The following is a 24,304-nucleotide window of genomic DNA, read 5'->3' on the forward strand; positions in this document are numbered from 1 at the left end:
GGTGTCCTCAGTACTGCACGCGGCGTTCAACGAAGCGGAACTGCACCACCGTGAGGGCCACCACGATGACCATCAGCACCACCGACTGGGCGGCCGAGCCACCCATGTCCAGCGCCTTGAAGCCGTCGTAATAGACCTTGTAGACCAGGATGGCGGTGTCTTTGCCCGGGCCGCCCTGGGTGGCGGCGTCGACGATCGCGAAGGTGTCGAAGAAGGCGTAGACGATGTTGATGACCAGCAGGAAAAACGCGGTGGGCGACAGCAGCGGGAACTGCACCGTCCAGAAGCGTTTCCAGGGGCCGGCGCCGTCGATGGCCGCGGCCTCGATCAGTGATTTCGGAATGGCCTGCAGGCCCGCCAGGAAGAACAGGAAGTTGTAGGAAATCTGCTTCCAAACGGCGGCCAGCACGATCAGCGTCATGGCGTGGTTGCTGTTGAGCAGGTGGTTCCATTCGATGCCCATCAGGCCGAGGGCGTGGCTGACCACCCCCAGGCCCGGCGCGAACATGAACATCCACAGCACGCCCGCCACCGCCGGGGCCACGGCATATGGCCACACCAGCAGCGTCTTGTAGAAGCGCGCGCCCTTGACCACGCGGTCGGCCATCACGGCCAGCATGAGGGACAGGCTGAGCCCGCTCACCGCCACCAGCAGCGAAAACACCGCGGTGGTCTTGAACGAGGCGAGGTAACTGGTGTCGGCCCAAAGGCGACGGAAGTTCTCGAGCCCGACGAACTCGACATTGGTGCCAAAGGCATCCTGCTGCAGCGCGCTCTGCCAGAGCGCCTGGCCAGCGGGCCAGAAAAAGAACACCAGCACGATGGCCATCTGCGGCGCGATCAGCACCCAGGGCAGCCATCGTGAGCGGAACAGCACACGTTTTTCCATCGTCACTCCAAACACCGACGGGGCGCTCCGGATCTCGGAGACGCCCCGTCACTGCGACAGGTCAGGTGCGCCGGATGTGCCGGCACGCCTTTGCAAAGGGTCGCGACTTTACAGCTTGGCGCTCTTCTCGAAGCGCACCAGCTGTTCGTCACCGCGCTGGATGGCGGCGTCGAGCGCTTCCTTCGGTGCCTTCTTGCCGGCCCACACGCCTTCGAGTTCCTCGTCGATGATGGTGCGGATCTGCACGAAGTTGCCCAGGCGAACACCACGCGACTTCTCGGTCGTCTTGCGGATCATCTGGTTCACCGACACGTCGGTGCCCGGGTTCTCCTTGTAGAAGCCGGACTTGTCGGTCAGCTCGAACGAGGCCTTGGTGACCGGCAGGTAGCCGGTGCGCTGGTGGCTCTTGGCCGCCACTTCAGCCTGCGACAGGTACGAGAAGAACGTGGCCACGCCCTTGTACTCCGGGGCCTTCTTGCCGCTCATCACCCAGAGGCTGGCGCCGCCGATGACGGTGTTCTGCGGCGAGCCCGGCACGTCCGGGTAGTAGGGCAGGGTGCCGATGCCGGCGGCGAACTTGGCGTTGCGCTTCACGTTGCCGTACAGGCCCGACGAGCCGGTCATCATGGCGCACTCGCCCGAGACGAAGGTGGCGTCAGCCGCATTGCCGCGGCCCTTGTAGATGAACAGGCCCTGCTTGGCCATGTTGCCCAGGTTCTCGATGTGGCGCACGTGCAGCGGCGTGTTGAAGGCCAGACGCGTGTCGAGGCCGCCAAAACCGTTGTTCTTGGTGGCGAACAGGGTGTTGTGCCAGGCCGAGAACGATTCCAGCTGCGTCCAGCTCACCCAGCTGGTGGTGAACGGGCACTTGTGGCCGGTGGCCTTCAGCTTGGCGGCTGCCAGGGCCACTTCGGGCCAGGTGGTGGGCGGCTTGTTCGGGTCGAGGCCGGCGGCCTTGAAGGCGTCCTTGTTGTAGTGGAAGACAGGCGTCGAGCTGTTGAACGGGAAGCTCAGCATCTGGCCGTTGGGCGCCGTGTAGTAGCCGGCGACCGCGGGCACGTAGGCCGAGGCGTCGAACTTCTGGCCGGCTTCCTTCATGACTTCGGCCACCGGGCGGATGGCGCCCTTGCTGGCCATCATCGTGGCGGTGCCCACTTCAAACACCTGCAGGATGTGCGGCGCGTTGCCGGCGCGGAAGGCGGCAATCGCGGCGGTCATGGATTCGTCATAGCTGCCCTTGAAGGTGGGCACGATCTTGTATTCCTTCTGGCTGGCATTGAAGTCCTTGGCCAGGTCATTCACCCATTCGCCAAGGGCGCCGCCCATGGAGTGCCACCATTGCACCTCCACCGGGGCTGCTGCCGTCTGGGCCAGCGCAGGGGCCGCGAGCAGGCCGCCGAGCGAGGCCACCAGGGCCAGTTTCTTGAAGTTCATACGGGCTCCGAGATCAGTTTCATGACAACTCAACAGTGTGGCTGTCTTTTGTGACAAAACTGTTTTGTCACATGATGGTCAACCCCGGGCAAGCGGGGAAACCCCTTCGACGCTGGCGCGCAGGCGACAATCACCCTCTTTCACGCACCCCCCTGCGAACTGGGGGGTTTGCTGCGCTGCGGTACGATTCGGCCCCAACGTGCCCTAGACAGGGGCCTGCGGCCAGGTGGCCGTTGCGCCACACCTGCCCGCCATGAACGCACCGCTTCCGATCGCCGTCACCGCCCCTGTGGCCCATCCCGACGCCAGCGCGCCGCGCCTGCGCGAAATTCCGTACAACTACACCTCGCTGTCCGACCGCGAAATCGTGCTTCGCCTGCTGGGTGAACGTGCGTGGGAGCTGTTGAACCGACTGCGCGAGGAGCGCCGCACCGGCCGTTCCGCCCGCATGCTGTACGAAGTGCTGGGCGATATTTGGGTGGTCCAGCGCAACCCGTACCTCGAAGACGACCTGCTGGACAACCCGAAACGCCGGGCCCTGCTGATCGAGGCGCTGCACCACCGCCTGGGTGAAGTCGAGAAGCGCCGCACGCCGGAGGCCGATGCCACGCGCGACGCCAATGTCGGCGAGCTGCTGGTGGCCGCCCGTGCCACCGTCGACCGCTTCGCCCGCCGGTTTGATGACGTGTCTGCCCTGCGCCAGCGCTGCCGCAAGCTGCTGGGCAAGCACACGCCGAAGGACAACATCAAGTTCGACGGCCTGTCGCGCGTGTCGCATGTGACCGACGCCACCGACTGGCGCGTGGAATACCCGTTCGTCGTGCTGACGCCGGACACCGAAGCCGAAATGGCCGGCCTGGTGGCCGCCTGCGTCGAGCTTGGCCTGACCATCATCCCGCGCGGGGGTGGCACGGGCTACACCGGCGGCGCGGTGCCGCTGACCTGGAAGAGCGCGGTCATCAACACCGAAAAGCTCGAACAGATGACCGAGGTCGAGTTCGTCGAGCTGCCCGGTCTGCCTGACAAGATCGCCACGGTGTGGACCGGCGCCGGCGTGGTCACCCAGCGGGTGGCGGATGCCGCCGAGCGGGCCGGCTATGTGTTCGCGGTCGACCCGACCTCGGCTGAGGCCAGCTGCATCGGCGGCAACATCGCGATGAATGCCGGCGGCAAGAAGGCCGTGTTGTGGGGCACCGCGCTCGACAACCTGGCCAGCTGGCGCATGGTGACGCCCGAAGCCAAGTGGCTGGAGGTGACCCGCCTGAACCACAACATGGGCAAGATCCATGATGTGGAGATGGCCAGCTTCGAGCTGTGCTACTTCGACGCTACCGGCCGCAAGCTGGAGCGCACCGAGCGCCTCGACATTCCGGGCCGAGTCTTCCGCAAGGAAGGCCTGGGCAAGGACGTCACCGACAAGTTCCTGGCTGGCCTGCCCGGTATCCAGAAGGAAGGCTGCGACGGCCTGATCACCAGCGCGCGCTGGGTCGTCCACCGCATGCCCGACCACGTCCGCACGGTGTGCCTGGAGTTCTTCGGCAATCCGAAGGACTGCGTGCCCTCGATCGTCGAGATCAAGGACTTCATGTTCGCCGAGATGAAGAAGCCCGGCGGCGCGATCCTGGCCGGTCTCGAGCATCTGGACGACCGCTACCTGAAGGCGGTGGGCTACACCACCAAGAGCAAGCGCGGCGGTTTCCCGAAGATGGTGCTGATCGGCGACATCGTGGGTGATGACGCCGACCAGGTGGCGCGTGCCACCAGCGAAGTCATCCGCCTGGCCAACGGCCGCTCGGGCGAGGGCTTCGTGGCCGTCTCGGCCGATGCGCGCAAGAAGTTCTGGCTGGACCGCAAGCGCACCGCGGCCATCAGCAAGCACACCAACGCGTTCAAGGTGAACGAGGACGTGGTGATTCCGCTGGAGCGCATGGGTGAATACACCCTGGGCATCGAGCGCATCAACATCGAGCTCAGCCTGCGCAACAAGATCGCCCTGGCCGACCGGCTGGAGCTGCTGTTTGCCGAAGGCAGCCTGCCGCTGGGCAAGACCGACGACGCCAACGAGATTCCGAGCGCCGAGCTGCTGGAAGACCGTGTCCAGCAAGCCCTGACGCTGATCCGCGACGTGCGCGCGCAGTGGCAAGGCTGGAAGGACGGCCTCGACGTGGTGCAGGCCGAGCCGGCCCGCAGCTTCTTCGACCAGCTGCAGGACCACAGCCTGCGCGCCTCGTGGAAGACGCAGATCTTCAAGCCGCTGCAGTCGGTGTTTGCCGGCGCGGCGTTCATCCCGGTGCTCGACGAGTGCAAGCGCATCCACAAGGAAGTGCTGCGCGGCCGCGTGTGGGTGGCGCTGCACATGCATGCCGGCGACGGCAATGTGCACACCAACATCCCGGTCAACTCCGACAACTACGAGATGCTGCAGACCGCCCATGAAGCGGTGGCCCGCATCATGGTGCTGGCGCGTTCGCTGAACGGCGTCATCTCGGGTGAGCACGGCATCGGCATCACCAAGCTGGAGTTCCTGACCGACGACGAGCTGGCCAACTTCGTGGCCTACAAGGCCAAGGTCGATCCGGAAGGCCGCTTCAACAAGGGCAAGCTGCTGCGAGGCGCGGCCTTGACCGGCCTGGGCGATGACGTGCACGCCGCCGACCTCAGCCATGCCTACACGCCGAGCTTCGGCCTGATGGGGCATGAGTCGCTGATCATGCAGCAGAGCGACATCGGCGAGATCGCCAACTCGGTGAAGGACTGCCTGCGTTGCGGCAAGTGCAAGCCGGTGTGCGCCACGCATGTGCCGCGCGCCAACCTGCTGTATTCGCCCCGCAACAAGATCCTCGCCACGTCGCTGCTGGTGGAGGCCTTCCTCTACGAAGAGCAGACGCGCCGCGGCGTGTCGATCAAGCACTGGGAAGAGTTCGAGGACGTGGCCGACCACTGCACGGTCTGCCACAAGTGCCTGAGCCCGTGCCCGGTGAAGATCGACTTCGGCGAAGTGTCGATGAACATGCGCAACCTGTTGCGCAAGATGGGCCAGAAGAGCTTCCGGCCGGGCAATGCCGCGGCCATGCTGATGCTCAACGCCACCAACCCGCAGACCATCAAGCTGGCCCGATCGGCCATGGTGGGCGTGGGCATGAAGGTGCAGCGCATGGCCCATGACGTGCTGAAGCTGGCTGCCCGCAAGCAGACCAGCGCACCGCCTTCGACGGTGGGCGCAGCGCCGCTCAAGGAACAGGTGATCCACTTCATCAACAAGAAGATGCCAGGCGGGCTTCCGAAGAAGACCGCACGCGCCTTGCTGGACATTGAAGACAAGGATTACGTGCCGATCATCCGCAACCCTGCAACGACCACGCAGGAGACGGAAGCGGTGTTCTATTTCCCGGGCTGCGGCTCCGAGCGCCTGTTCAGCCAGGTCGGGCTGGCCACGCAGGCCATGCTGTGGCAGGCCGGCGTGCAGACCGTGCTGCCGCCGGGCTACCTGTGCTGCGGTTATCCGCAACGCGGCTCGGGCCAGTTCGACAAGGCCGAGAAGATCATCACCGACAACCGGGTGCTGTTCCACCGCGTGGCCAACACGCTGAACTACCTCGACATCAAGACGGTGGTGGTCAGCTGCGGCACGTGCTATGACCAGCTGCAGGGCTACAAGTTCGAGGAGATCTTCCCGGGCTGCCGCATCATCGACATCCACGAGTACCTGCTCGAAAAGGGCATCAAGCTCGACGGCTCGGCCGGTGGTTATCTCTATCACGACCCCTGCCACAGCCCGATGAAGCTGCAGGAGCCGATGAAGACGGTGAAGGCCCTGGTGGGCGACGCCGTGATCAAGAGCGAGCGCTGCTGCGGTGAGTCGGGCACGCTGGGCGTGACCCGCCCCGACATCTCGACGCAGGTCCGCTTCCGCAAGGAAGAGGAAATGCGCAAGGCCGAGACCGAGCTGCGTGCCACCGGTGCCGTCAGTGCCACCCAGGATCTGAAGATCCTGACCAGCTGCCCGAGCTGCCTGCAAGGCCTGAGCCGTTATGGCGACGACCTGAACAACGGCCTGCTGGAAGCCGACTACATCGTGGTCGAGATGGCCCGCAAGATCCTCGGCGAAGGCTGGATGGAGCAGTACGTGGCCCGTGCCAACGCCGGTGGCATCGAACGGGTGCTGGTCTGATGACCGGTGCGCTCGTTTCCACCTGTGAACTCTGTGCGCACCAGGCCACTCCGGCCTGGTCGCTGGTGTTCCAGGGCCCGCTGCTGCGGGTGGTGCGCGTGCTCGATGCGCCGGAGTTCCCGGCCTTCTACCGGGTGATCTGGCAGGCCCATGTGGCCGAGATGAGCGATTTGTTAGCCGCCGATCGCCAGCACCTGATGGACACGGTGAACACCGTTGAAGGGGTGCTGCGCACGTCGCTGCAGCCCACCAAGATCAACCTGGCCGCCTTTGGCAACATGGTGCCGCACCTGCACTGGCATGTGATTGCCCGGTTTGACTGGGACAGCCACTTTCCGCAGCCGGTCTGGGGCACCGCCCAGCGCACGCCGGTGCCCGCGGCGGTTGATCGCCTCATCGCCCCGCTGGTGGAAGTTGATGCCCGCATCGTCGCGGCACTGACCGCCTGACCCGCCCCCCATCGTTTGCCCCGTTTCAAGCAAGGAATCGCCATGAGCGCCACGCCCCATCCTGTTTCGCTGACCTTGCACCAGGCCACCCGCGTGCTGGAGGTCGGTTTTGACGACGGACAGACGTTCAACATCCCGTTCGAGCTGATGCGCGTGTATTCGCCGTCCGCCGAAGTGCAGGGCCACGGCCCGGGCCAGGAAGTGCTGCAGACCGGCAAGCGCCATGTCGGCATCGACGGCGTGGAAGCGGTGGGCAACTACGGCATCCAGCCGACGTTCGACGATGGCCACAATTCGGGCATCTTCACCTGGCCGCACCTCTACAAGCTGGGCTCGCAGCAGGACGCGCTCTGGGCCGCCTACGAGCAGCGCCTGGTGGACGCCGGTGTTGACCGCGACGCGCCGATGCCCGAGAAGGCCGGTTCCGCCTGCAGCAGCCACAACCACTGATCCAGACCCGAGGAAACCCAGCCATGTCGCAAACCCACTTCGGCTTCGAGACTGTCGATGAATCGGTGAAGGCCGGCAAGGTCAAGGGCGTGTTCGATTCCGTGGCGTCGAAGTACGACGTCATGAACGACCTGATGTCGATGGGCATGCACCGCGCCTGGAAGGCCTACACGCTGGCCGTGGCCAACCTGAAGGCCGGTGACAAGGCGCTCGACATTGCAGGCGGCACGGGCGATCTGTCGCGCGCGTTTGCCCGCCAGGTCGGCCCCACCGGGCAGGTGGTGCACACCGACATCAACGAGGCCATGCTCAGCACCGGCCGCGACCGCCTGATCGACGAAGGCCTGGCGCTGCCCACCACGCTGTGTGACGCCGAGAAGCTGCCCTTCAAGACCGGCCACTTCGACCTGGTGAGCGTGGCCTTCGGCCTGCGCAACATGACCCACAAGGACGTGGCGCTGGCCGAGATGTGCCGCGTGCTGCGCCCGGGCGGCCGGCTGCTGGTGCTGGAGTTCTCGCAGGTGGCCAAGCCGCTGCGCAAGCCCTACGACTGGTATTCGTTCAACATCCTGCCCAAGCTGGGGCAGCTGGTGGCCGGTGACGCCGAGAGCTACCGCTACCTCGCCGAGTCGATCCGCATGCACCCGGACCAGGCCACGCTGAAGGGCATGATGAAGACCGCCGGCTTCGGCCATGTGGACGTTCACAACCTGACCGGCGGGGTCGTGGCCCTGCATGTGGGTATCAAGTGCTGAGGGGCCCGGGCTGAGCGCCCGGCTTCTACAATCGGTGAATGCCTGATCCCATCACCGCCTTGTCCCAGCTGGTTCTGCCGGCTGCCACCGCCCGTTTTGTGCTGCTCGCCAACCATGTGCTGAGCGCCGCCCCGGTGGCGCCCGAGCGCCTGAAGGCCCACGCCGGCCGTGTCTTGCGCGTCGAGGTCGAGGGCTGGACGATCCCGCTGCCTCCGCCGCCGCCGCTGGCCCTGCGCATCACGCCGGCCGGCTTGTTCGAGTCGCTCGATGAAGGCGCCGCGACGGGCGCTGAAACCACCGCTGCGGCCACGCCCGAGGCGGACCTGCGCCTGCGGGTGGATGCCTCCGAGCCTTTCGCGGCCGCGCGCCGCCTGGTGTCGGGCGAGCTGCCCACCGTGCGCATCGAAGGTGATGTGGGCCTGGCGGCCGACGTGAACTGGGTGCTGGCCAATGTGCGCTGGGACATCGCGGCCGATCTGGAGCGTGTCTTCGGCCCGGCCGTGGCCGATGGCCTGAGCCGCGTGGGCGACACCGCGGGCGCTGCCCTGCGGGCCGTGGCCCAGGGTGCGGCCGGCGTGCTGCGCCGCGGCTGAGGCACCCACGTCCATGCGTTACCTGCTGCGTCTGCTGCGCATCGTCGTCACCCTGCTGCGTTATGGGGTCGACGAGCTGGTGCTGTCCGGTTTCAAGCACCGCTGGATCATGGCCCTGGCCTGGGTGGTGTCCCGCGGGCGCAGCTATGACGAGCCGCGCGGCGTGCGGCTGCGGCTGGCGCTGGAAGCGCTCGGCCCGATCTTCATCAAGTTCGGCCAGGTGCTGTCCACCCGGCGTGACCTGATTCCGCCCGACATCGCGACCGAGCTGGCGCGGCTGCAGGACCGCGTCCCGCCGTTCCCGGCCGAGCAGTCGCAGCGCATGATCGAGCAGGCGCTGGGCAAGCCGGTGGCCGAGCTGTTTGGCAGCTTCGATGCGCAGCCGGTGGCCAGCGCGTCCATCGCCCAGGTGCACTTCGCCACGCTGAAGGACGGCCGCGAGGTGGCCATCAAGGTGCTGCGCCCGGGCATGCTGCGCGTCATCGACGAAGACATCGCGCTGCTGCACACGCTGGCACGCTGGGTGGAGCGCCTGTCGGCCGACGGCAAGCGGCTGCGCCCGCGCGAGGTGGTCGCCGAATTCGACATGTACCTGCATGACGAACTCGACCTGGTGCGTGAAGCCGCCAATGCCGCGCAGCTGCGCCGCAACATGGCCGATCTGCCGCTGATCATCGTGCCCGAGATGCACTGGGAGCTGTGCACCTCCAATGTCATCGTGATGGAGCGCATGAAGGGCGTGCCCATCAGCCAGGTGCAGCGCCTGCGCGACGCTGGCATCGATATCAAGAAGCTGGCGCGTGACGGCGTCACCATCTTCTTCACCCAGGTGTTCCGCGACGGGTTTTTCCACGCCGACATGCACCCGGGCAACATCCAGGTCAGCCTGGCGCCCGAGACCTTCGGCCGCTACATCGCGCTGGATTTCGGCATCATCGGCACGCTCACCGAGGTCGACAAGGAATACCTGGCGCAGAACTTCATCGCGTTTTTCCGGCGCGATTACAAGCGTGTGGCCGAGCTGCATGTGGAGTCCGGCTGGGTGCCGGCCGATACCCGCATCGAGCAGCTGGAGCAGGCCATCCGTGCCACCTGCGAGCCGCACTTCGATCGGCCGCTGAAAGACATCTCGCTCGGCCAGGTGCTGCTGCGCCTGTTCCAGACCTCGCGCCGCTTCAACGTGGAAGTGCAGCCGCAGCTGGTGCTGCTGCAGAAGACGCTGCTGAACGTGGAGGGCCTGGGCCGCGAGCTCGACCCCGATCTCGATCTGTGGTCCACCGCCAAGCCCTTCCTGGAGCGCTGGATGAACGAGCAGGTGGGCTGGCGCGCGCTGCTGCGCCGCATGAAGGACGAGGCCCCGCTCTACGCCAAGCTGCTGCCTGAGCTGCCGCGCCTGCTGCACCGCCAGTTGCAGTCGCAGCAGCCCGATCAGCGCCCGCTGCTGGCGGCGCTGGTGCGTGAGCAACGCCGCACCAATCGCCTGCTGGCGGGCCTGCTCTGGGGGGCCACCGGCTTCCTGGCGGGTGTGGTGGTGGCACGCTGGCTGCTTCGCTACTTCAGCCACGGCACTTTTTAGAGGTTTCCGCCCCTTGGTGGGGCTGACCGGCGCCGTGATAATGCGCGCCTTCGAGGCAGTTCACCCCCGGTGTGCACTGCCGGGCGCCTTCCGTTGAACTTGCCATGAACAACACCCTGATCGTTTTTGTCGTGCTGTACCTGCTGGGCACCCTGGGCCTGGGCGTCTGGGCCGGCACCCGCATCAAGAACACGAGTGACTTCGCCATCGCCGGCCGCAGCCTGCCGCTGATCATGGTGATCACCACCACCTTCGCCACCTGGTTCGGTGCCGAGACGGTGATGGGCATCCCGGCCAAGTTCGTGCAGAGCGGTCTGGGCGCGATCGTGGAAGACCCGTTTGGTGCCGGCACCTGTCTGATCCTGGTTGGCCTGTTTTTCGCCACCAAGCTGTACCGCCAGAACCTGCTGACGATCGGCGACTTCTACCGCCAGCGTTACGGCAAGGGCGTCGAGGTGTTCTGCTCCTCGGCCATCATCCTGAGCTACCTCGGCTGGGTGGCCGCGCAGATCACCGCGCTCGGCCTGGTGTTCTCGGTGCTGACCAACGGCGCCATGAGCGAAACCGCCGGCATGATCGTCGGCACGCTGGCGGTGCTGGTGTACGTGGTGGTGGGTGGTTTCCTGGCGGTGGCCTGGACCGACTTCATCCAGATGATCGTGCTGGTCATCGGCCTGAGCGTGATCGCCGTGTTCTCTGCGGACCTGGCTGGCGGCACCGACAAGGTCATCGCCCTGACCCAGGCGAATGACCTCTGGCGCTTCCTGCCCGAGCCCACCTTCACCGAGATGGCCATGTTCATCGGCGCGGCCGTGACGATGATGTTTGGCAGCATCCCGCAGCAGGACGTGTTCCAGCGCGTGATGTCGGCCAAGGACGAAAAGACGGCCCGCAACGGCGCGGTCATCGGCGGTGTCAGCTACATCCTGTTCGCCTTCGTGCCGATGTTCATCGTGGCCGCGGCCGTGGTGGTGATGGGCCAGGAGGCTCTGGACATCGCCAAGGACGACTACCAGCGCCTGCTGCCCACCTTCGTGCTGACGAAGATGCCGCTGATCATGCAGATCCTGTTCTTCGGCGCGCTGCTGTCGGCCATCAAGAGCACCTCGTCGGCCACGTTGCTGGCGCCGTCCACCAGCTTCGTCGAGAACATCCTGAAGAACCTGCGCGGCGACATGAAGGACCGCGAACAGCTGCTGGCCATGCGGGTGACGATCGTCATCTTCGCGGCCCTGGTGCTCGCCTACGCCATCGCCATGAAGGGCACGCCGATCTACGACCTGGTGTCGTCGGCCTACCAGGTGACGCTGGTCGGCGCGTTCGTGCCGCTGGCCGTGGGCCTGTACTGGAAGCGCGCCACCACCCAGGGTGCGGTGCTGTCGCTGGGGGCCGGCATCGGCGTCTGGTTGCTGTTTTTCCCTCAGGTCACGTCGCTGGGCGAGGTGTTCCCGGGTCAGCTGGCTGGCCTGCTGGCTGCGCTGGTGGGCATGGTCGTGGGCTCGCTGGCGCCGCAATGGCTGACCAACCGCCACGAACACAAGCAGCATGTGGCAGGTTTGCCCGACGAGGCAGCCGGCGCGTGATCACCGCGGGCGCCCGGAAGAGGCGCCCGCCCTATAATTCGACGTTTTTCCCCCGAGGTTCCCCATGCCTATCTACGCCTATCGCTGCGCCGCCTGCGGCCATGCGCGTGATGTGCTGCGAAAGATGTCTGATGCCCCGCTGACCACCTGCCCGGTCTGCGGCGCGGAGCAGTTCCAGAAACAGGTCACCGCCGCCGGCTTCCAGCTCAAGGGCTCGGGCTGGTACGTGACCGACTTCCGTGGTGGCAGCGGTGGTGCTGCGGCACCTGCGGCGGCCGCCGCCGGCGCGACGGCATCCACTGCCGCCAGCGCAGCACCGGCCCCTGCGCCGGCCAGTGACAGTGGTTCCTCGGCCTCGGCCAGTTCAGGTGGCGACAGTGCCGCCGGCGGTTGCGGCGGTTCTTGTGCCTGCCACTGAATCTCATCGTTTCAACCTCGGACGCACCGTGAAAAAATATCTGATCGCTGGCTTGCTGTCCTGGTTGCCGCTGGCCATCACGGTCTGGGTGCTGCTGTCGGTGCTGGGTCTGCTCGACAGCCTGTTCGCCGCTGTCCTGTCGGCCACCCAGGCCATCCTGCCGCACAGCGCCTATGACGGCCTGGAGCGCCTGCGCCATGTGCCGGGCCTGAGCGTGCTGGTGGTGGTGCTGGCGATGCTGGCCACGGGCGTGTTCGTGACCAACATCTTCGGTCAGTGGTTCCTGCGCCAGTGGGATGCGCTGATGAACCGCATCCCCATCGTCAAGTCGATCTACAGCTCGGTGAAGCAGGTGTCGGACACGCTGTTCTCCAGCAGCGGCAACGCCTTCCGCGAAGCCGTGCTGGTGCAGTACCCGCATGCCGGCTCCTGGACGATCGCTTTCGTCACGGGCAAGCCCAGCGGCGAGGTTGCGGCGCATCTGCAGGGTGAGCATGTCAGTCTGTACGTGCCGACCACGCCAAACCCGACGTCCGGATTCTTCCTGATGATGCCGCGCGACGCGGTGCGCCCGCTGGGCATGAGCGTCGACGAGGCTCTGAAGTACATCATTTCCATGGGCGTGGTGGCGCCCCCGGCGGGTGCCATCACCCGGCCGGAGGAGGCCGACCCCAATCGGGCGGGCTGAACACCGCGCTGCCCGGCGTTCAGTCCTGAGGGCTTGGCCCCACCCCTGTCAGCCCCTGAAGATCATGGCGCTCCGGCACGACCGGCGCGCATCCCCCTTGTACCGAAGCACCGGAGTGCATCCATGAGAACGACTTATTGCGGCCAGGTCAGCGAAACGCTGATGGGCCAGACCGTGACCCTGATGGGCTGGGCCCATCGTCGCCGCGACCACGGCGGTGTGATCTTCATCGACCTGCGTGACCGCGAAGGCCTGGTCCAGATCGTCTGCGACCCCGACCGCGCCGACATGTTCAAGGTCGCCGAAGGCGTGCGCAACGAGTTCTGCCTGAAGGTGGTGGGCCTGGTGCGCGCCCGTCCGGCCGGCACTGAAAACATCAACCTCGTGTCCGGCAAGATCGAAGTGCTGTGCCACGAGCTGGAAGTGTTGAACTCGTCGGTGACGCCGCCGTTCCAGCTCGACGACGACAACCTGAGCGAGACCGTGCGCCTGACGCACCGCGTGCTCGACCTGCGTCGCCCGGCCATGCAGAAGAACCTGATGCTGCGCTACCGCGTGGCCATGGAAGTCCGCAAGTTCCTCGACGCCAACGGCTTCGTCGACATCGAAACCCCGATGCTGACCAAGTCGACGCCGGAAGGTGCCCGCGACTACCTGGTGCCTTCGCGCGTGCATGACGGCCAGTTCTTCGCGCTGCCGCAAAGCCCGCAGCTGTTCAAGCAGCTGCTGATGGTGGCCGGCTTCGACCGCTACTACCAGATCACCAAGTGCTTCCGCGACGAAGACCTGCGCGCTGACCGCCAGCCGGAATTCACCCAGATCGACATCGAGACCTCCTTCCTGACCGAAGAAGAGATCCGCGCGATGTTCGAGGGCATGATCCGCACGGTGTTCCGCAACGCCATGGGCGTGGAGCTGCCGGTGTACCCGCAGATGACCTACGCTGATGCGATGTTCAAGTACGGCTCGGACAAGCCGGACCTGCGCGTCAAGCTCGAGTTCACCGAGCTGACCGAAGTCATGAAGGACGTCGACTTCAAGGTCTTCTCCACCCCCGCCACCACCAAGGGTGGCCGCGTGGTGGCCCTGCGCGTGCCGGGTGGTGCCGACATGTCGCGTGGCGAGATCGACGGCTACACCGAGTTCGTCAAGATCTACGGCGCCAAGGGCCTGGCCTGGGTCAAGGTCAACGACGTCGCCAAGGGCCGCGAAGGCCTGCAGTCGCCGATCGTCAAGAACCTGCACGACGCCGCGATCGAACAGATCCTGGCCCGTACCGGTGCCTGCAACGGCGACCTGCTGTTCTTCGGTGCCGACAAGGCCAAGGTCGTCAACGACGCCATTGGCGCGCTGCGCGTGAAGATCGGTCACAGCGAATTCGGCCGCTCCAAGGGCCTGTTCGAGGACAAGTGGGCCCCGCTGTGGGTGGTCGACTTCCCGATGTTCGAGCAGGACGAGGACGAAGGCCGCTGGAACGCCGTGCACCATCCGTTCACCGCGCCGAAGGACGGCCATGAAGACCTGATGGACACCGACCCGGGTGCCTGCATCGCCAAGGCCTACGACATGGTGCTGAACGGCTGGGAACTGGGTGGCGGCTCCATCCGTATCCACCGCGCTGAAATCCAGAGCAAGGTGTTCTCTGCGCTGAACATCAGCAAGGAAGACGCCCAGGTCAAGTTCGGCTTCCTGCTGGACGCGCTGCAGTACGGCGCCCCGCCGCACGGTGGCCTGGCCTTCGGCCTGGACCGCCTGATCACCCTGATGACCAAGGCCGACTCCATCCGCGACGTGATCGCCTTCCCGAAGACGCAACGTGCCCAGTGTCTGCTGACCGGCGCACCGAGCAACGTCGACGAGAAGCAGCTGCGCGAGCTGCACATCCGCCTGCGCAACACGCAACCGGCCGCTTGATGCGACAGCCGTGAAGCAGGAAAGGCCCTTCGGGGCCTTTTTTTTCGCCTGCGCCCCAGGCTCGGCCAGCGCGATAGCATCACGGCATGAGCGAACCCATGCAGGCCAAGCCCCTGAAGATTCCTGAATCGGTGCTGGTGGTGATCTACACCCCGGCGCTGGATGTGCTGCTGATCGAGCGCGCCGACGTGCCCGGCTTCTGGCAAAGCGTGACGGGCTCGAAGGATGCCGTGGACGAAGCCTCGCGCCTGGCGGCCATGCGTGAGGTGGCCGAAGAAACCGGCATCCAGGTGGGCACGCCTGAGGTGCCGGACGCCGCCTTGCAAGACTGGCAACTGGCCAACGTCTATGAGATCTACCCGCGCTGGCGGCACCGTTACCCGCCGGGCGTGACGCACAACACCGAGCAGGTGTTTGGCCTGTGCGTGCCGGCCGGCACATTGGTGACGCTGGCCCCGCGTGAGCACACGGCGGCCGTGTGGCTGCCCTGGCGGGAGGCGGCTGACCGCTGCTTCTCGCCGTCGAATGCCGAGGCCATCCTGCAACTGCCGCGGTATGCCACGGCCGCGGCACCTGGCGCATCGGCATGACCATCCAGCGGCCGCATCTGCGGGCGGGCACCGCGCCCACCACGCAGTTCAGCACCCGGTTCAGCAGCCACACCTTCCGGGTGGGCACCTACAACATCCACAAGGGCGTGCGCGGGCTGGGGCCGGCCAAGCGGCTGGAGATCCACAACCTCGGCCTTGGCATCGAGGCGCTCGACGCTGATGTGGTCTGCCTGCAGGAAGTGCGGCTGTTCCATGCGCTGGAGGCGCGGCAGTTTGCGCGCAGCCCGCTGGGTTGGCCGGCTCAGGGCCAGGCGGAATTCCTGGCGCCCGAGGGTTATGCCTCGGCCTATCGCACCAACGCCGTCACCCGGCATGGCGAGCATGGCAATGCGCTGCTGTCACGCTGGCCAATGGGCGAGATCGGGCACCACGATGTGTCGGACCACCGTTTCGAGCAGCGCGGTTTGCTGCATGTGCCGGTCATCTGGCAGGGCATGACGGTGCATGTGGTGGTGGCGCATTTCGGCTTGATCCACGCCAGCCGGGTGCGGCAGGTGCAGCGCCTCGCAGAGATGCTGGACCGCGAGGTGCCGGCCGATGCACCGCTGCTGGTGGCCGGTGATTTCAACGACTGGGGCGAGAAGCTGGATGCACCGATGCAGGGGCTGGGCTTGCAGCGCGCGTTGTCGCCGTCTGGCCGAACGGCTGACCGCGTGACGTTTCCGTCTCGGGTGCCGGTGTTTGCACTCGACCGGGTCTATGTGCGCGGCTGGCGCTGCGTCAGCACCCTGGTGCCGCGCGGCGCGGCCTGGGCGCGCATGTCCGATCACCTGCCATTGGTGGTGGAGCTGGAGCCCGCATGAGCGAGCAGCGGCCCGCCCTGCCGCAAGACGACGAGGCCCGGCCGCATCCGGCGGCCTGGTACCTGCACCCACGGCCGGTCTGGCTAGGTGGCAATGACGTGACCTTGCTGCAGGGGGGCGACCAGTTGTTCCCCGCGCTGAGGCGGGCCATGGCTGCTGCGCGGCATGAGATCTGGCTGGCCACCTACATCTTCGAGACCGATGACGCCGCCCGCGGCATCGTGGACAGCCTGATCGCGGCCTCCCTGCGTGGCGTGCGCGTGCGGCTGGTGGTGGATGGCTTTGGTTCGCACCGCAGCTTGAGCCAGTTGCAGGAGTGGCTGTCGCCGCACCCGGTGGGGCTGGTGGTGTTTCGCCCGCTCACCCGCTGGTGGAACTGGCTGCAGCCGGGGCAATTGCGGCGCCTGCACCAGAAGCTGTGTGTGGTGGACGGCGATGTGGCGTTTGTCGGCGGCATCAACCTGATCGACGACCGCCACGACCTGCACCATGGCTGGACCGATCAGCCACGGTTTGACTTCGCCTTGCAGGTGCGTGGCCCGGTGGTCGCGCCGATCGAACAGACGGTGCGCGCCATCTGGACCCGCGCCGCCTTCGGCCGTGACTGGCGCCAGGAGGTGCTGGCGCTGGCCCGCAGCACCGAGCCGCTGCACCGCGCACGGCGCCTGCTCAAGCAGCTGCGCATTCAGCCTGCCCGCGCTGTGCCGGTTGGTGACGTTGAGCCCGTGGAGGCGGCGTTTCTGGTACGGGACAACCTGCGGCAGCGCCGCTCGATCGAGCGCAGTCTGATCGAGGCGATCCGCTCAGCCCGGCAGTCGGTGGATCTGGTGACGCCGTACTTCTACCCCGGCCGGGCGTTCCGGCGTGCGCTGGGGCAGGCGGCGCAGCGCGGCGTGAAGGTGCGGCTGCTGCTCCAAGGCAAGCTGGACTACCGCCTCGCCGGCCTGGCCGCCGAGGTGCTGTATGACGAGCTGCTGGGCCACGGCGTGGAGGTGTTCGAGTACACCCCGGCCTTTCTGCACGCCAAGATGGTGGTGGTGGATCGGCGCTGGGCCACGCTGGGCAGCTCGAATGTCGATCCGCTCTCGCTGCTGCTGAACCTGGAAGCCAACCTCGCCGTGCGCGATGCCGAACTGGCCGGTGCGATGGGGGCGGCGTTTGACCAAGCAGTCGCTGCGTCACGGCAGGTCACCAAGCCTTCACTGGCGCGTGGCCCGTGGGCTTTCCTGCGTCGCGCCTTCGTGGCCTGGCTGGCGCATTCCTACCTGCGCCTGGCAGGGCTGAACGGGCGGTACTGAGCTGCTGATTGCCCCAGGGCGGCGCTTTACTGCGGCGCGGGCCCGTACCGGTTCGGGCCGGGTGTGCCGGCGCGGCAGCCGTTGGCCACCAGCGTCCATATCCAGCCGATCACCGGAATCAGGGTGATGAGCACCCACCAGCCTGACTTGTCCTGGTCATGCCAACGCTTGGCCGATACCGCCACCGCCGGCCAGACCAGCAGCAGGTTGACGATGCCATCGGCCTTTTCGCCGTGGTAGCCGGCGATGTTCACCAGCGCGGTCAGCACCAGGCCCACCAGCAGCAAGCCCAGCACGCCCACACGCCAGAACAGCCCGCGCCCGATGCGGCCCTGCAGGCTGAACAGCAGCTTCAGCGGCGGCATGGACTCACGCAGAGGGTCGTGGGGCTCGGCGTGGCCGGCCGGGGCCAGTGGGGACGGTCGCATGTCAGACATGGGTGAAAGTATTCCATGGGCCGAGCGGGCGGTGGGGGAGGGCCCGCTGGGTTGGGTGGGGCAATTCCCCCAGTGGTGGTGATGTAGACCCACCGGCGGTTGCATTGCGGGAGGTCGTCAACCTTCGGGAATTGAAAAGTTCATTGAAATCAATAACTTGCAAATAAATGGGCTGTTTGCACATTGCTGGCACGCGCGTTGCGTTCTTGTGGTGTGTCAGCGACGGTGCCGCGTGGCTGACACCTCCCACCGCCAGCCCCGCGTACCGCAAGTACCGGGGTTGGTGGCACCTCAAGATGCCCTATCAGGAGAATGTCATGAACCGCTTCACCACCACCCAGACCGCCGTCCTGTCCGCCCTGCTGTTCAGCGTGCTGGCCGCCACCGCCCAGGCGCAATCGCTGCGCGTGCGCTGCGAAACCCGTGCTGACCGCTCCAGCGCCTCGGTTGACGGCATGGACGTGCCCACGGGTGCTTACACCGCCGTGCTGATGTCGGGCAGCGGCCGCGTGGTCAGCAGCACCGAAAACACCGTGGCCAACGAAGTCGAGATCGACTTCTCCAGCCAGCGTCGCGACATCCGCAAGGGCGCCACGGCCATCCCCGTCAACTTCATCGTCGGTGGGGCCGTGACGGCCGAGCTGCATGACGCCGCCGGCGCCACCGTGCTGACTGGCAAGGCCAACTGCCGCGTTCGCTGAAGCAACATCCCCACTCCGCCCTGTGCCTTGCCGCTGCACGAATGTGCGCAGGCACGGCAGAATCGGCCATCAAGATGGCGATGGGTGGGGTGGTTCCAGATGTCCGTGTCCGAAGTGAATCCAGCACCGGCCGCTTCGGCCGGCTGGCAGTTCTCGCCCTCGCCGCAACTGCTGCTGGACGATGACGACCAGGTGCTGGCAGCCAACCCCGCTGCGCTGGCCCTGTGGGGGCTTGCTGAAAGGGCGGTGGTGGGCCGGCCATTGGCCGACCTGCTGCAGCTTCAAGCCGACGGCCTGAGCAAGCTGCAAGACCGCCAGCCGGGCACCGAGCCCGCAGGCGAGTTGCTGGTGCAATTGCAGATCGGTCCGAAGTTCCTGGCCCAGGCACCGCCTACCGCCCCGGAGGGCCAGGGCAAGCCGCCTGCCCATCAACACATCGTGGCGCTGCTCGTGCAGCCCGCCACCCGCCTTGGCGACTGGGCGGGCAGCCGCATGCTCGACAACCTGCCGGCGGGCGTGTTGCGCTATGACGCCTCCCTGGAACTCGTGGAGGCCAACCCCGCCGCACTGGCGTTTTTTGGCCGCAGCCAGGTTCAGCAGGCCCGGCACCGCGCCGACGACGAGGTGCACCTGTTGCTGCATGAGGACGGCCGCCCGGTGCCGCCGTCAGACCGCCCGGCCGTGCGCGCCCTGCGCACCGGCCAACCCGTGACCGGCATGACCATCGGTGTGCACACCGCCCATGGCCTGCGCTGGGCGCAGGCCAACGCAGAGCCCTTGCCGGTGCGCGAGGACGGCAGCACCGACGGCGTTGTGGTGACATTTGCCGACATCACCGGACGCGTCGAGGCCATGCAGGCGCTGCGCGAGAGCGAATCGCGCTTCCGCCTTTTCGCCGAGGCCAGCCAGGATGTGATCTGGATGAGCCGCCCGTCCGATGGCCGCACGCTGTACGTCAGCCCGGCGTTCGAGCGGCTCTGGGGCCTGCCCGTGCAGGCGCTGTATGACCAGCAGGTCAGCTGGATGGACTGCATCCACCCGGACGACCGGCAAGCCGTGGCTGATGCGTATTTCGGCACCACGGTTGAACGCCCGTTCGAGGCCGAATACCGCGTGGTGAGGCCTGACGGCAGCATGATCTGGGTGCGTGACCGCGGCAAGCCGGTGCTTGACGCTCTCGGCGGCCTGTCCCACCTGGTGGGCATGGCCGAAGACATCACCCTGGCGCGGGCCGCCAAGGAGGCCGAGCATGCCCGTCAGCAAGCCGAGCAGCAGGTCGCCCGCCTGGTGGCCACCGCCCCCGGTGTGCTCATCAGCTACCGCCTCGATGCGAACGGCCGCGGGTCGGTGCACATCGCCAATCCGCGCATTGGCTCGGCTTACGGCATCGGCCAGGGGCTCCATGACATCCGCGACGTGGTGCATGCCGCAGACCGGGCCCGCATGCGCCAGGCCTTCACCGCCTCGGCCCAGACGATGAAGGCGTTCCGAGAGGAATTCCGCGTTCAGCACCCCAAGTACGGCGAGATCTGGGTGGAGCTGCATGCGATGCCCGTGAAAGTCGGTGACGGGGTCATCGAGTGGCACGGGTTCATGCATGAGATCACCAGCCGCAAACGGGTGGACGACGAGATTCGCCGGGTGAACGCCGAGCTGGAAGCCCGTGTGGCCGAGCGCACCGCCGAGCTGGAGGCGCGACACCGCGAGATGGAAGCCTTCACCTATTCGGTCTCGCATGACCTGAAAGCGCCTCTGCGCGGCATCGACGGCTACAGCCGGCTGCTGGAGGCCGACCACGCCAGTGATCTGAACGCGGAAGGTCGCTCCTTCATCGAGACCATCCGCAAGGCCACGGTGCACATGGGGCGGCTGATTGATGACCTGCTGGCCTATTCGCGGGTCGAGCGCAGCCGGCCCACGCTGGCGCCGCTGAACCCGTCAACGCACATCCAGCAGTGGGTGGCCGAGCGGCGGCGCGAGCTCGACGAGCAGGGCGTGACGCTGTCATTGACGCTGGAAGCCCAGCACGCCGTGGCCGAGCGCGACGGCCTCGGGCTGGTGATGCGCAACCTGCTCGACAACGCGATCAAGTTCACCGCGGGCCGCGAAGAACGTGTCATCCGCGTGGCCTGCGAGGTGCACGAAACCGGCTGCCGAATCACCGTCAGCGACAACGGCCCCGGCTTCGACATGCGCTATCACGACCGCATCTTCGAGATCTTCCAGCGCCTGCACCGCGCCGAGGATTACCCCGGTACAGGTGTGGGCTTGGCCATCGTCCGCAAGGCGGTGGAACGCATGAAGGGCCGGGTGCGGGCCCACAGCGAGCCCGGGCAGGGCGCCACTTTCGTGGTGGAGTTGCCGGGATAGCGTGTTGGCGTCTCGGGCTCTTGGGGGAGGCGGCCAGCGAGTCGTCACTTCCTGAGGCTTTCGGGGTATTCTTGTGCGTTAACAACCGGGCGCCAACGCCCGCTGGATCTACGAATGAGTGGTAACCGTCCGATCCTGCTGGTCGAAGACAACCCGATGGATGTCGACCTCACGCGCAGGGCATTCGCCAAACGCAACATCGCGAACCCGCTCGAAGTGGCGCGCGATGGTGAAGAGGCCCTGAACTGGCTGGCTCGCTGGGAGGCCGGTGAACCGCTGCCCGTGGTCATCCTGCTCGACCTGAAGCTGCCGCGCGTGCCGGGCCTGGACGTGTTGCGCAAGCTCAAGGCGCACCCCACTTTCAGCCGCATCCCGGTCGTGGTGCTCACCACGTCCCGCGAGGACGCCGATGTCCAGACGGCCTATGGCCTGGGCGTCAATTCGTACATCGTCAAACCGGTCGAATTCGAGAAGTTCATCGAAGTGGCCGCGCAGATTGACCTGTACTGGTGCGTACTCAACCAAAACCCGCAAGACCCCTGATGGTCTGATGTGCTTTCCGGCCAGCGCCGGCTGCGCATCCAGGCGTGGTTGAGGTGGTGGGCCAACCCCGCATTGCCTCCCCCCACCCATGAAGGTTCTCTACGTTGAAGACAATGACCAGGATGCCGACCTGACGCGTCGCCACCTGAGTCGTCTGGCGCCACACATCGTGCTGATGAATGTGGCCGACGTGGCCAGCGCCCGCGAGCGCCTGAAAGCCGACGTGCTGCCCGACCTGTTGCTGTGCGACATGAACCTGCCCGACGGCAGCGGGCTGGAGTTGCTGCGCCAGGTGCGCGACCAGGCGCTGCCCATGCCGGTGGTGATGCTGACCGGCTCCGGCGACGAAGCCACGGTGGTGGCGGCCCTGCGCGGCGGTGCCGACGACTACATCGTCAAGCACGGCAACTACCTCGACCGCCTGCCCGTGCTGCTGGATCTGGCCATGGGGCGGCATCGTCTGGCCAGCGCGCGCCATGCCCGGCCGATCCGCGTGCTGTATGCCGAGCGCACCCACACCGATGTCGACCTGCTGATGCGCCACCTCAACCGCTACGCGCCGAACATCCGGCTCGAAGCGGTGGGCTCGGCCGATGAAGTGCTGAACCGCCTGCCCCCGATTGCCCGTGCGGCTGCGGCGCCCGATGTGCTGCTGCTCGACTACCTGCTGCCCGGCATGAATGCGCTGGAGCTGGTGAAAGTGGTTCGGCAAGACCGCGGCCTGGACCTGCCCGTCATCATCATCACCGGCCAGGGCGACGAAGACAGCGCGGTGCAGACGCTCAAGCTGGGCGCCACCGACTACCTCGTCAAGCACGAAGACATGCTGCGCCGCCTGCCGGTGGCCATCGAGAGCGCGTTTTTCCGGGTCGAGCTTGAGCGTGAGCGCGGTGCCCTGCGTGAGAGCCAGGCGCGCTTCCGCCAGATGGCCGAAGGCATCGGTGACGTGTTCTTCCTGAACGACCCGCTGCGGCGCAAGCTGCTGTATGTCAGCCCCGCGTTCGAGCGCATCTGGGGTCTGCCTTGCGAGGTGCTGTACGACGACTGGGTGGCCTGGATGGCGCCCATTCACCCGCATGACCAGGTGCGCATGCAGGCCGCCGTTCAGGCCATCAACACCGACGAGCGCTTTGAGGCCGAGTACCGCGTGGTGCGGCCCGACGGCGCCCTGCGCCATGTGCTGATGCGCAGCTACCCGGTGTTCGACGAAGCCGGCCTGCCGTACCGCCGCGCCGGCATCGTGCAGGACATCACCGAGCGCAAGCAGCAGGAAGCGCGCATCGAGCACCTGGCGTACCACGATCCACTCACCGGCCTGCCCAACCGCACCTTGCTGATGGACCGCCTGGGTCTGGCGCTGGCCCACGCGCAGCGGCATCAGGGCCAGCTGGCCGTGCTGTTCATGGACCTGGACCGCTTCAAGACCATCAACGACACCCTCGGCCACCTGCAGGGTGACGAGCTGCTCAAGCAGGTGTCGCAGCGGCTGCGCGGTGTGCTGCGCGAAGACGACACGGTGGCGCGCCTTGGCGGCGATGAGTTCGTGGTGGTGCTGCCGCAGGTGGAAGGTGTGGCTGACCCGGCACACGTCGCCGACAAGCTGATGGCCGCGTTGACCGCGTCCTTCCGCATCGGGCATCAGGACTTGTACGTCACCTGCAGCCTCGGTGTGAGCATGTACCCGCGTGACGGCACCGACGCCGAAACCCTGCTGAAGTACGCTGACACCGCGCTCTACAAGGCCAAGGATGCCGGTCGCAACGCCTACCGTTTCTTCAGCCCCGAGATGGATGCCCGCGCGCACCAGCGGCTGCGTCTTGAAAACGACCTGCGCGGCGCGATTGCGCGCGACGAGCTGCGGCTGCACTACCAGCCTAAGCTGCGGGTCGACAACGGGCAGGTGAGCGGTGTGGAGGCGCTGGTGCGCTGGATGCACCCGGTGGAAGGCCTGATCCCGCCGGACCAGTTCATTCCGCTGGCCGAAGAGACCGGCCTGATCCTCGACATCGGTGAATGGGTGCTGGGTGAGGCTTGCCGCCAGTTGCGTCGCTGGCGTGCCGCCGGCCACCCCGACCTGTGCATGGCGGTGAACCTGTCACCGCGCCAGTTGCAGCGCCCCGGCCTGGACGTGACCGTGCTCAACGCGCTGGAAGCCGGTGGGCTGCCACCAGCCAGCCTGGAGCTGGAAATCACCGAGTCCAGCGTGATGCAGGAGCCTGAGCAGGCCCTGACGCTGCTGCGCCGCCTGCGGGCGATCGGCGTGCGCATCTCGATCGACGATTTCGGCACCGGCTACACGAACTTCGCCTATCTGCGCCAGCTGCCGCTGCAGCGCCTGAAGATCGACCGCAGCTTCATCCAGCATCTGGCCGATGTGGATGAAGACGGCGTGGCACCCGGCGCCACGCAAGACGACGTCGCCATCGTCGAAGCCATCATCGCCATGGCCCACAAGCTGCGCCTGAACGTGCTGGCCGAAGGCGTGGAAACCGAGGCCCAGCACGAGCGCCTGAGCGGGCTGGGCTGTGACGAGATGCAGGGCTTCCTGCATGGCCGTCCGATGCCCGCCGACGAGTGCGAACGCTGGATGCTCGACCGCCTCAAGAAGGTTTGAAGGCATT

General features: G+C 66.5%; 20 protein-coding genes. 17 read left to right on the top strand and 3 right to left on the bottom strand.

Features of this window, described 5'->3' with window-relative positions:
- Positions 1 to 7 precede the first annotated feature (7 nt).
- Positions 8 to 889 (bottom strand): sn-glycerol-3-phosphate ABC transporter permease UgpA, encoded by an 882-nt coding sequence (gene ugpA, locus AACH00_RS02025; protein ID WP_341397267.1) that lies wholly within the window; start codon positions 887 to 889, stop codon positions 8 to 10.
- A 108-nt stretch (positions 890 to 997) separates the two neighbouring features.
- Complete coding sequence (gene ugpB / locus AACH00_RS02030; protein WP_341397268.1) at positions 998 to 2,323, bottom strand: sn-glycerol-3-phosphate ABC transporter substrate-binding protein UgpB; 1,326 nt, start codon at positions 2,321 to 2,323, stop codon at positions 998 to 1,000.
- Positions 2,324 to 2,576: 253 nt separating this feature from the next.
- Here ugpB and AACH00_RS02035 point away from each other — a divergent pair, with 253 nt between their 5' ends.
- The 13 genes from AACH00_RS02035 to clsB all read left to right on the top strand — a co-directional run bounded on the left by AACH00_RS02035 (position 2,577) and on the right by clsB (position 17,632).
- Positions 2,577 to 6,494 carry a DUF3683 domain-containing protein gene (locus tag AACH00_RS02035; protein ID WP_341397269.1) on the top strand — a complete coding sequence of 1,306 codons (3,918 nt, stop codon included), beginning with the start codon at positions 2,577 to 2,579 and terminating at the stop codon, positions 6,492 to 6,494.
- Complete coding sequence (locus AACH00_RS02040; RefSeq protein WP_341397270.1) at positions 6,494 to 6,943, top strand: HIT family protein; 450 nt, start codon at positions 6,494 to 6,496, stop codon at positions 6,941 to 6,943. The genes AACH00_RS02035 and AACH00_RS02040 overlap by 1 nt, the downstream gene beginning before the upstream one ends.
- Before the next feature lie 42 nt (positions 6,944 to 6,985).
- Positions 6,986 to 7,393 (top strand): gamma-butyrobetaine hydroxylase family protein, encoded by a 408-nt coding sequence (locus tag AACH00_RS02045; RefSeq protein ID WP_341397271.1) that lies wholly within the window; start codon positions 6,986 to 6,988, stop codon positions 7,391 to 7,393.
- A 23-nt stretch (positions 7,394 to 7,416) separates the two neighbouring features.
- Positions 7,417 to 8,148: a bifunctional demethylmenaquinone methyltransferase/2-methoxy-6-polyprenyl-1,4-benzoquinol methylase UbiE gene (gene ubiE, locus AACH00_RS02050; RefSeq protein ID WP_341397272.1), complete on the top strand. Its 732-nt coding sequence runs from the start codon at positions 7,417 to 7,419 to the stop codon at positions 8,146 to 8,148.
- A gap of 38 nt (positions 8,149 to 8,186) precedes the next feature.
- Positions 8,187 to 8,741: a hypothetical protein gene (locus AACH00_RS02055; protein ID WP_341397273.1), complete on the top strand. Its 555-nt coding sequence runs from the start codon at positions 8,187 to 8,189 to the stop codon at positions 8,739 to 8,741.
- A gap of 13 nt (positions 8,742 to 8,754) precedes the next feature.
- Entirely contained in the window at positions 8,755 to 10,317 is a 1,563-nt protein-coding gene (gene ubiB, locus AACH00_RS02060) for a ubiquinone biosynthesis regulatory protein kinase UbiB (RefSeq protein ID WP_341397274.1), read from the top strand.
- A 104-nt stretch (positions 10,318 to 10,421) separates the two neighbouring features.
- Entirely contained in the window at positions 10,422 to 11,900 is a 1,479-nt protein-coding gene (locus AACH00_RS02065; RefSeq protein ID WP_341397275.1) for a high affinity choline transporter 1, read from the top strand.
- Positions 11,901 to 11,964: 64 nt separating this feature from the next.
- The gene (locus tag AACH00_RS02070) at positions 11,965 to 12,318 is read left to right on the top strand and encodes an FmdB family zinc ribbon protein (protein WP_341397276.1); all 354 of its coding nucleotides are present in this window, start codon (positions 11,965 to 11,967) and stop codon (positions 12,316 to 12,318) included.
- A 28-nt stretch (positions 12,319 to 12,346) separates the two neighbouring features.
- A complete protein-coding gene (locus AACH00_RS02075; RefSeq protein ID WP_341397277.1) occupies positions 12,347 to 13,006 on the top strand; it encodes a DUF502 domain-containing protein in 660 nt (219 codons plus the stop codon).
- Between the two features lie 123 nt (positions 13,007 to 13,129).
- Entirely contained in the window at positions 13,130 to 14,920 is a 1,791-nt protein-coding gene (aspS, locus tag AACH00_RS02080) for an aspartate--tRNA ligase (protein WP_341397278.1), read from the top strand.
- A gap of 86 nt (positions 14,921 to 15,006) precedes the next feature.
- Positions 15,007 to 15,510 (top strand): dihydroneopterin triphosphate diphosphatase, encoded by a 504-nt coding sequence (gene nudB / locus AACH00_RS02085; protein WP_341397279.1) that lies wholly within the window; start codon positions 15,007 to 15,009, stop codon positions 15,508 to 15,510.
- Positions 15,507 to 16,334, top strand: a complete 828-nt coding sequence (locus tag AACH00_RS02090; RefSeq protein ID WP_341397280.1) for an endonuclease/exonuclease/phosphatase family protein — start codon at positions 15,507 to 15,509, stop codon at positions 16,332 to 16,334. The genes nudB and AACH00_RS02090 overlap by 4 nt, the downstream gene beginning before the upstream one ends.
- Entirely contained in the window at positions 16,331 to 17,632 is a 1,302-nt protein-coding gene (gene clsB, locus AACH00_RS02095) for a cardiolipin synthase ClsB (protein ID WP_341397281.1), read from the top strand. The genes AACH00_RS02090 and clsB overlap by 4 nt, the downstream gene beginning before the upstream one ends.
- A gap of 26 nt (positions 17,633 to 17,658) precedes the next feature.
- On the opposite strand, the gene AACH00_RS02100 is transcribed toward clsB, so the two are convergent.
- Positions 17,659 to 18,069 carry a DUF805 domain-containing protein gene (locus tag AACH00_RS02100; protein ID WP_341397282.1) on the bottom strand — a complete coding sequence of 137 codons (411 nt, stop codon included), beginning with the start codon at positions 18,067 to 18,069 and terminating at the stop codon, positions 17,659 to 17,661.
- Between the two features lie 317 nt (positions 18,070 to 18,386).
- Between AACH00_RS02100 and AACH00_RS02105 the strand changes: the two genes are divergently transcribed.
- The 4 genes from AACH00_RS02105 to AACH00_RS02120 all read left to right on the top strand — a co-directional run bounded on the left by AACH00_RS02105 (position 18,387) and on the right by AACH00_RS02120 (position 24,297).
- Entirely contained in the window at positions 18,387 to 18,770 is a 384-nt protein-coding gene (locus AACH00_RS02105; RefSeq protein ID WP_341397283.1) for a hypothetical protein, read from the top strand.
- Between the two features lie 99 nt (positions 18,771 to 18,869).
- Positions 18,870 to 21,140 (top strand): PAS domain S-box protein, encoded by a 2,271-nt coding sequence (locus AACH00_RS02110; protein WP_341397284.1) that lies wholly within the window; start codon positions 18,870 to 18,872, stop codon positions 21,138 to 21,140.
- A gap of 114 nt (positions 21,141 to 21,254) precedes the next feature.
- Entirely contained in the window at positions 21,255 to 21,683 is a 429-nt protein-coding gene (locus AACH00_RS02115) for a response regulator (protein ID WP_341397285.1), read from the top strand.
- Positions 21,684 to 21,771: 88 nt separating this feature from the next.
- On the top strand, positions 21,772 to 24,297 hold the full coding sequence (locus tag AACH00_RS02120) for a two-component system response regulator (protein WP_341397286.1): 2,526 nt from the start codon (positions 21,772 to 21,774) through the stop codon (positions 24,295 to 24,297).
- The last annotated feature ends 7 nt before the right edge of the window (positions 24,298 to 24,304 follow it).

The sequence above is a fragment of the Ideonella margarita genome (assembly GCF_038066635.1).
Classification (GTDB): domain Bacteria; phylum Pseudomonadota; class Gammaproteobacteria; order Burkholderiales; family Burkholderiaceae_C; genus Ideonella; species Ideonella margarita.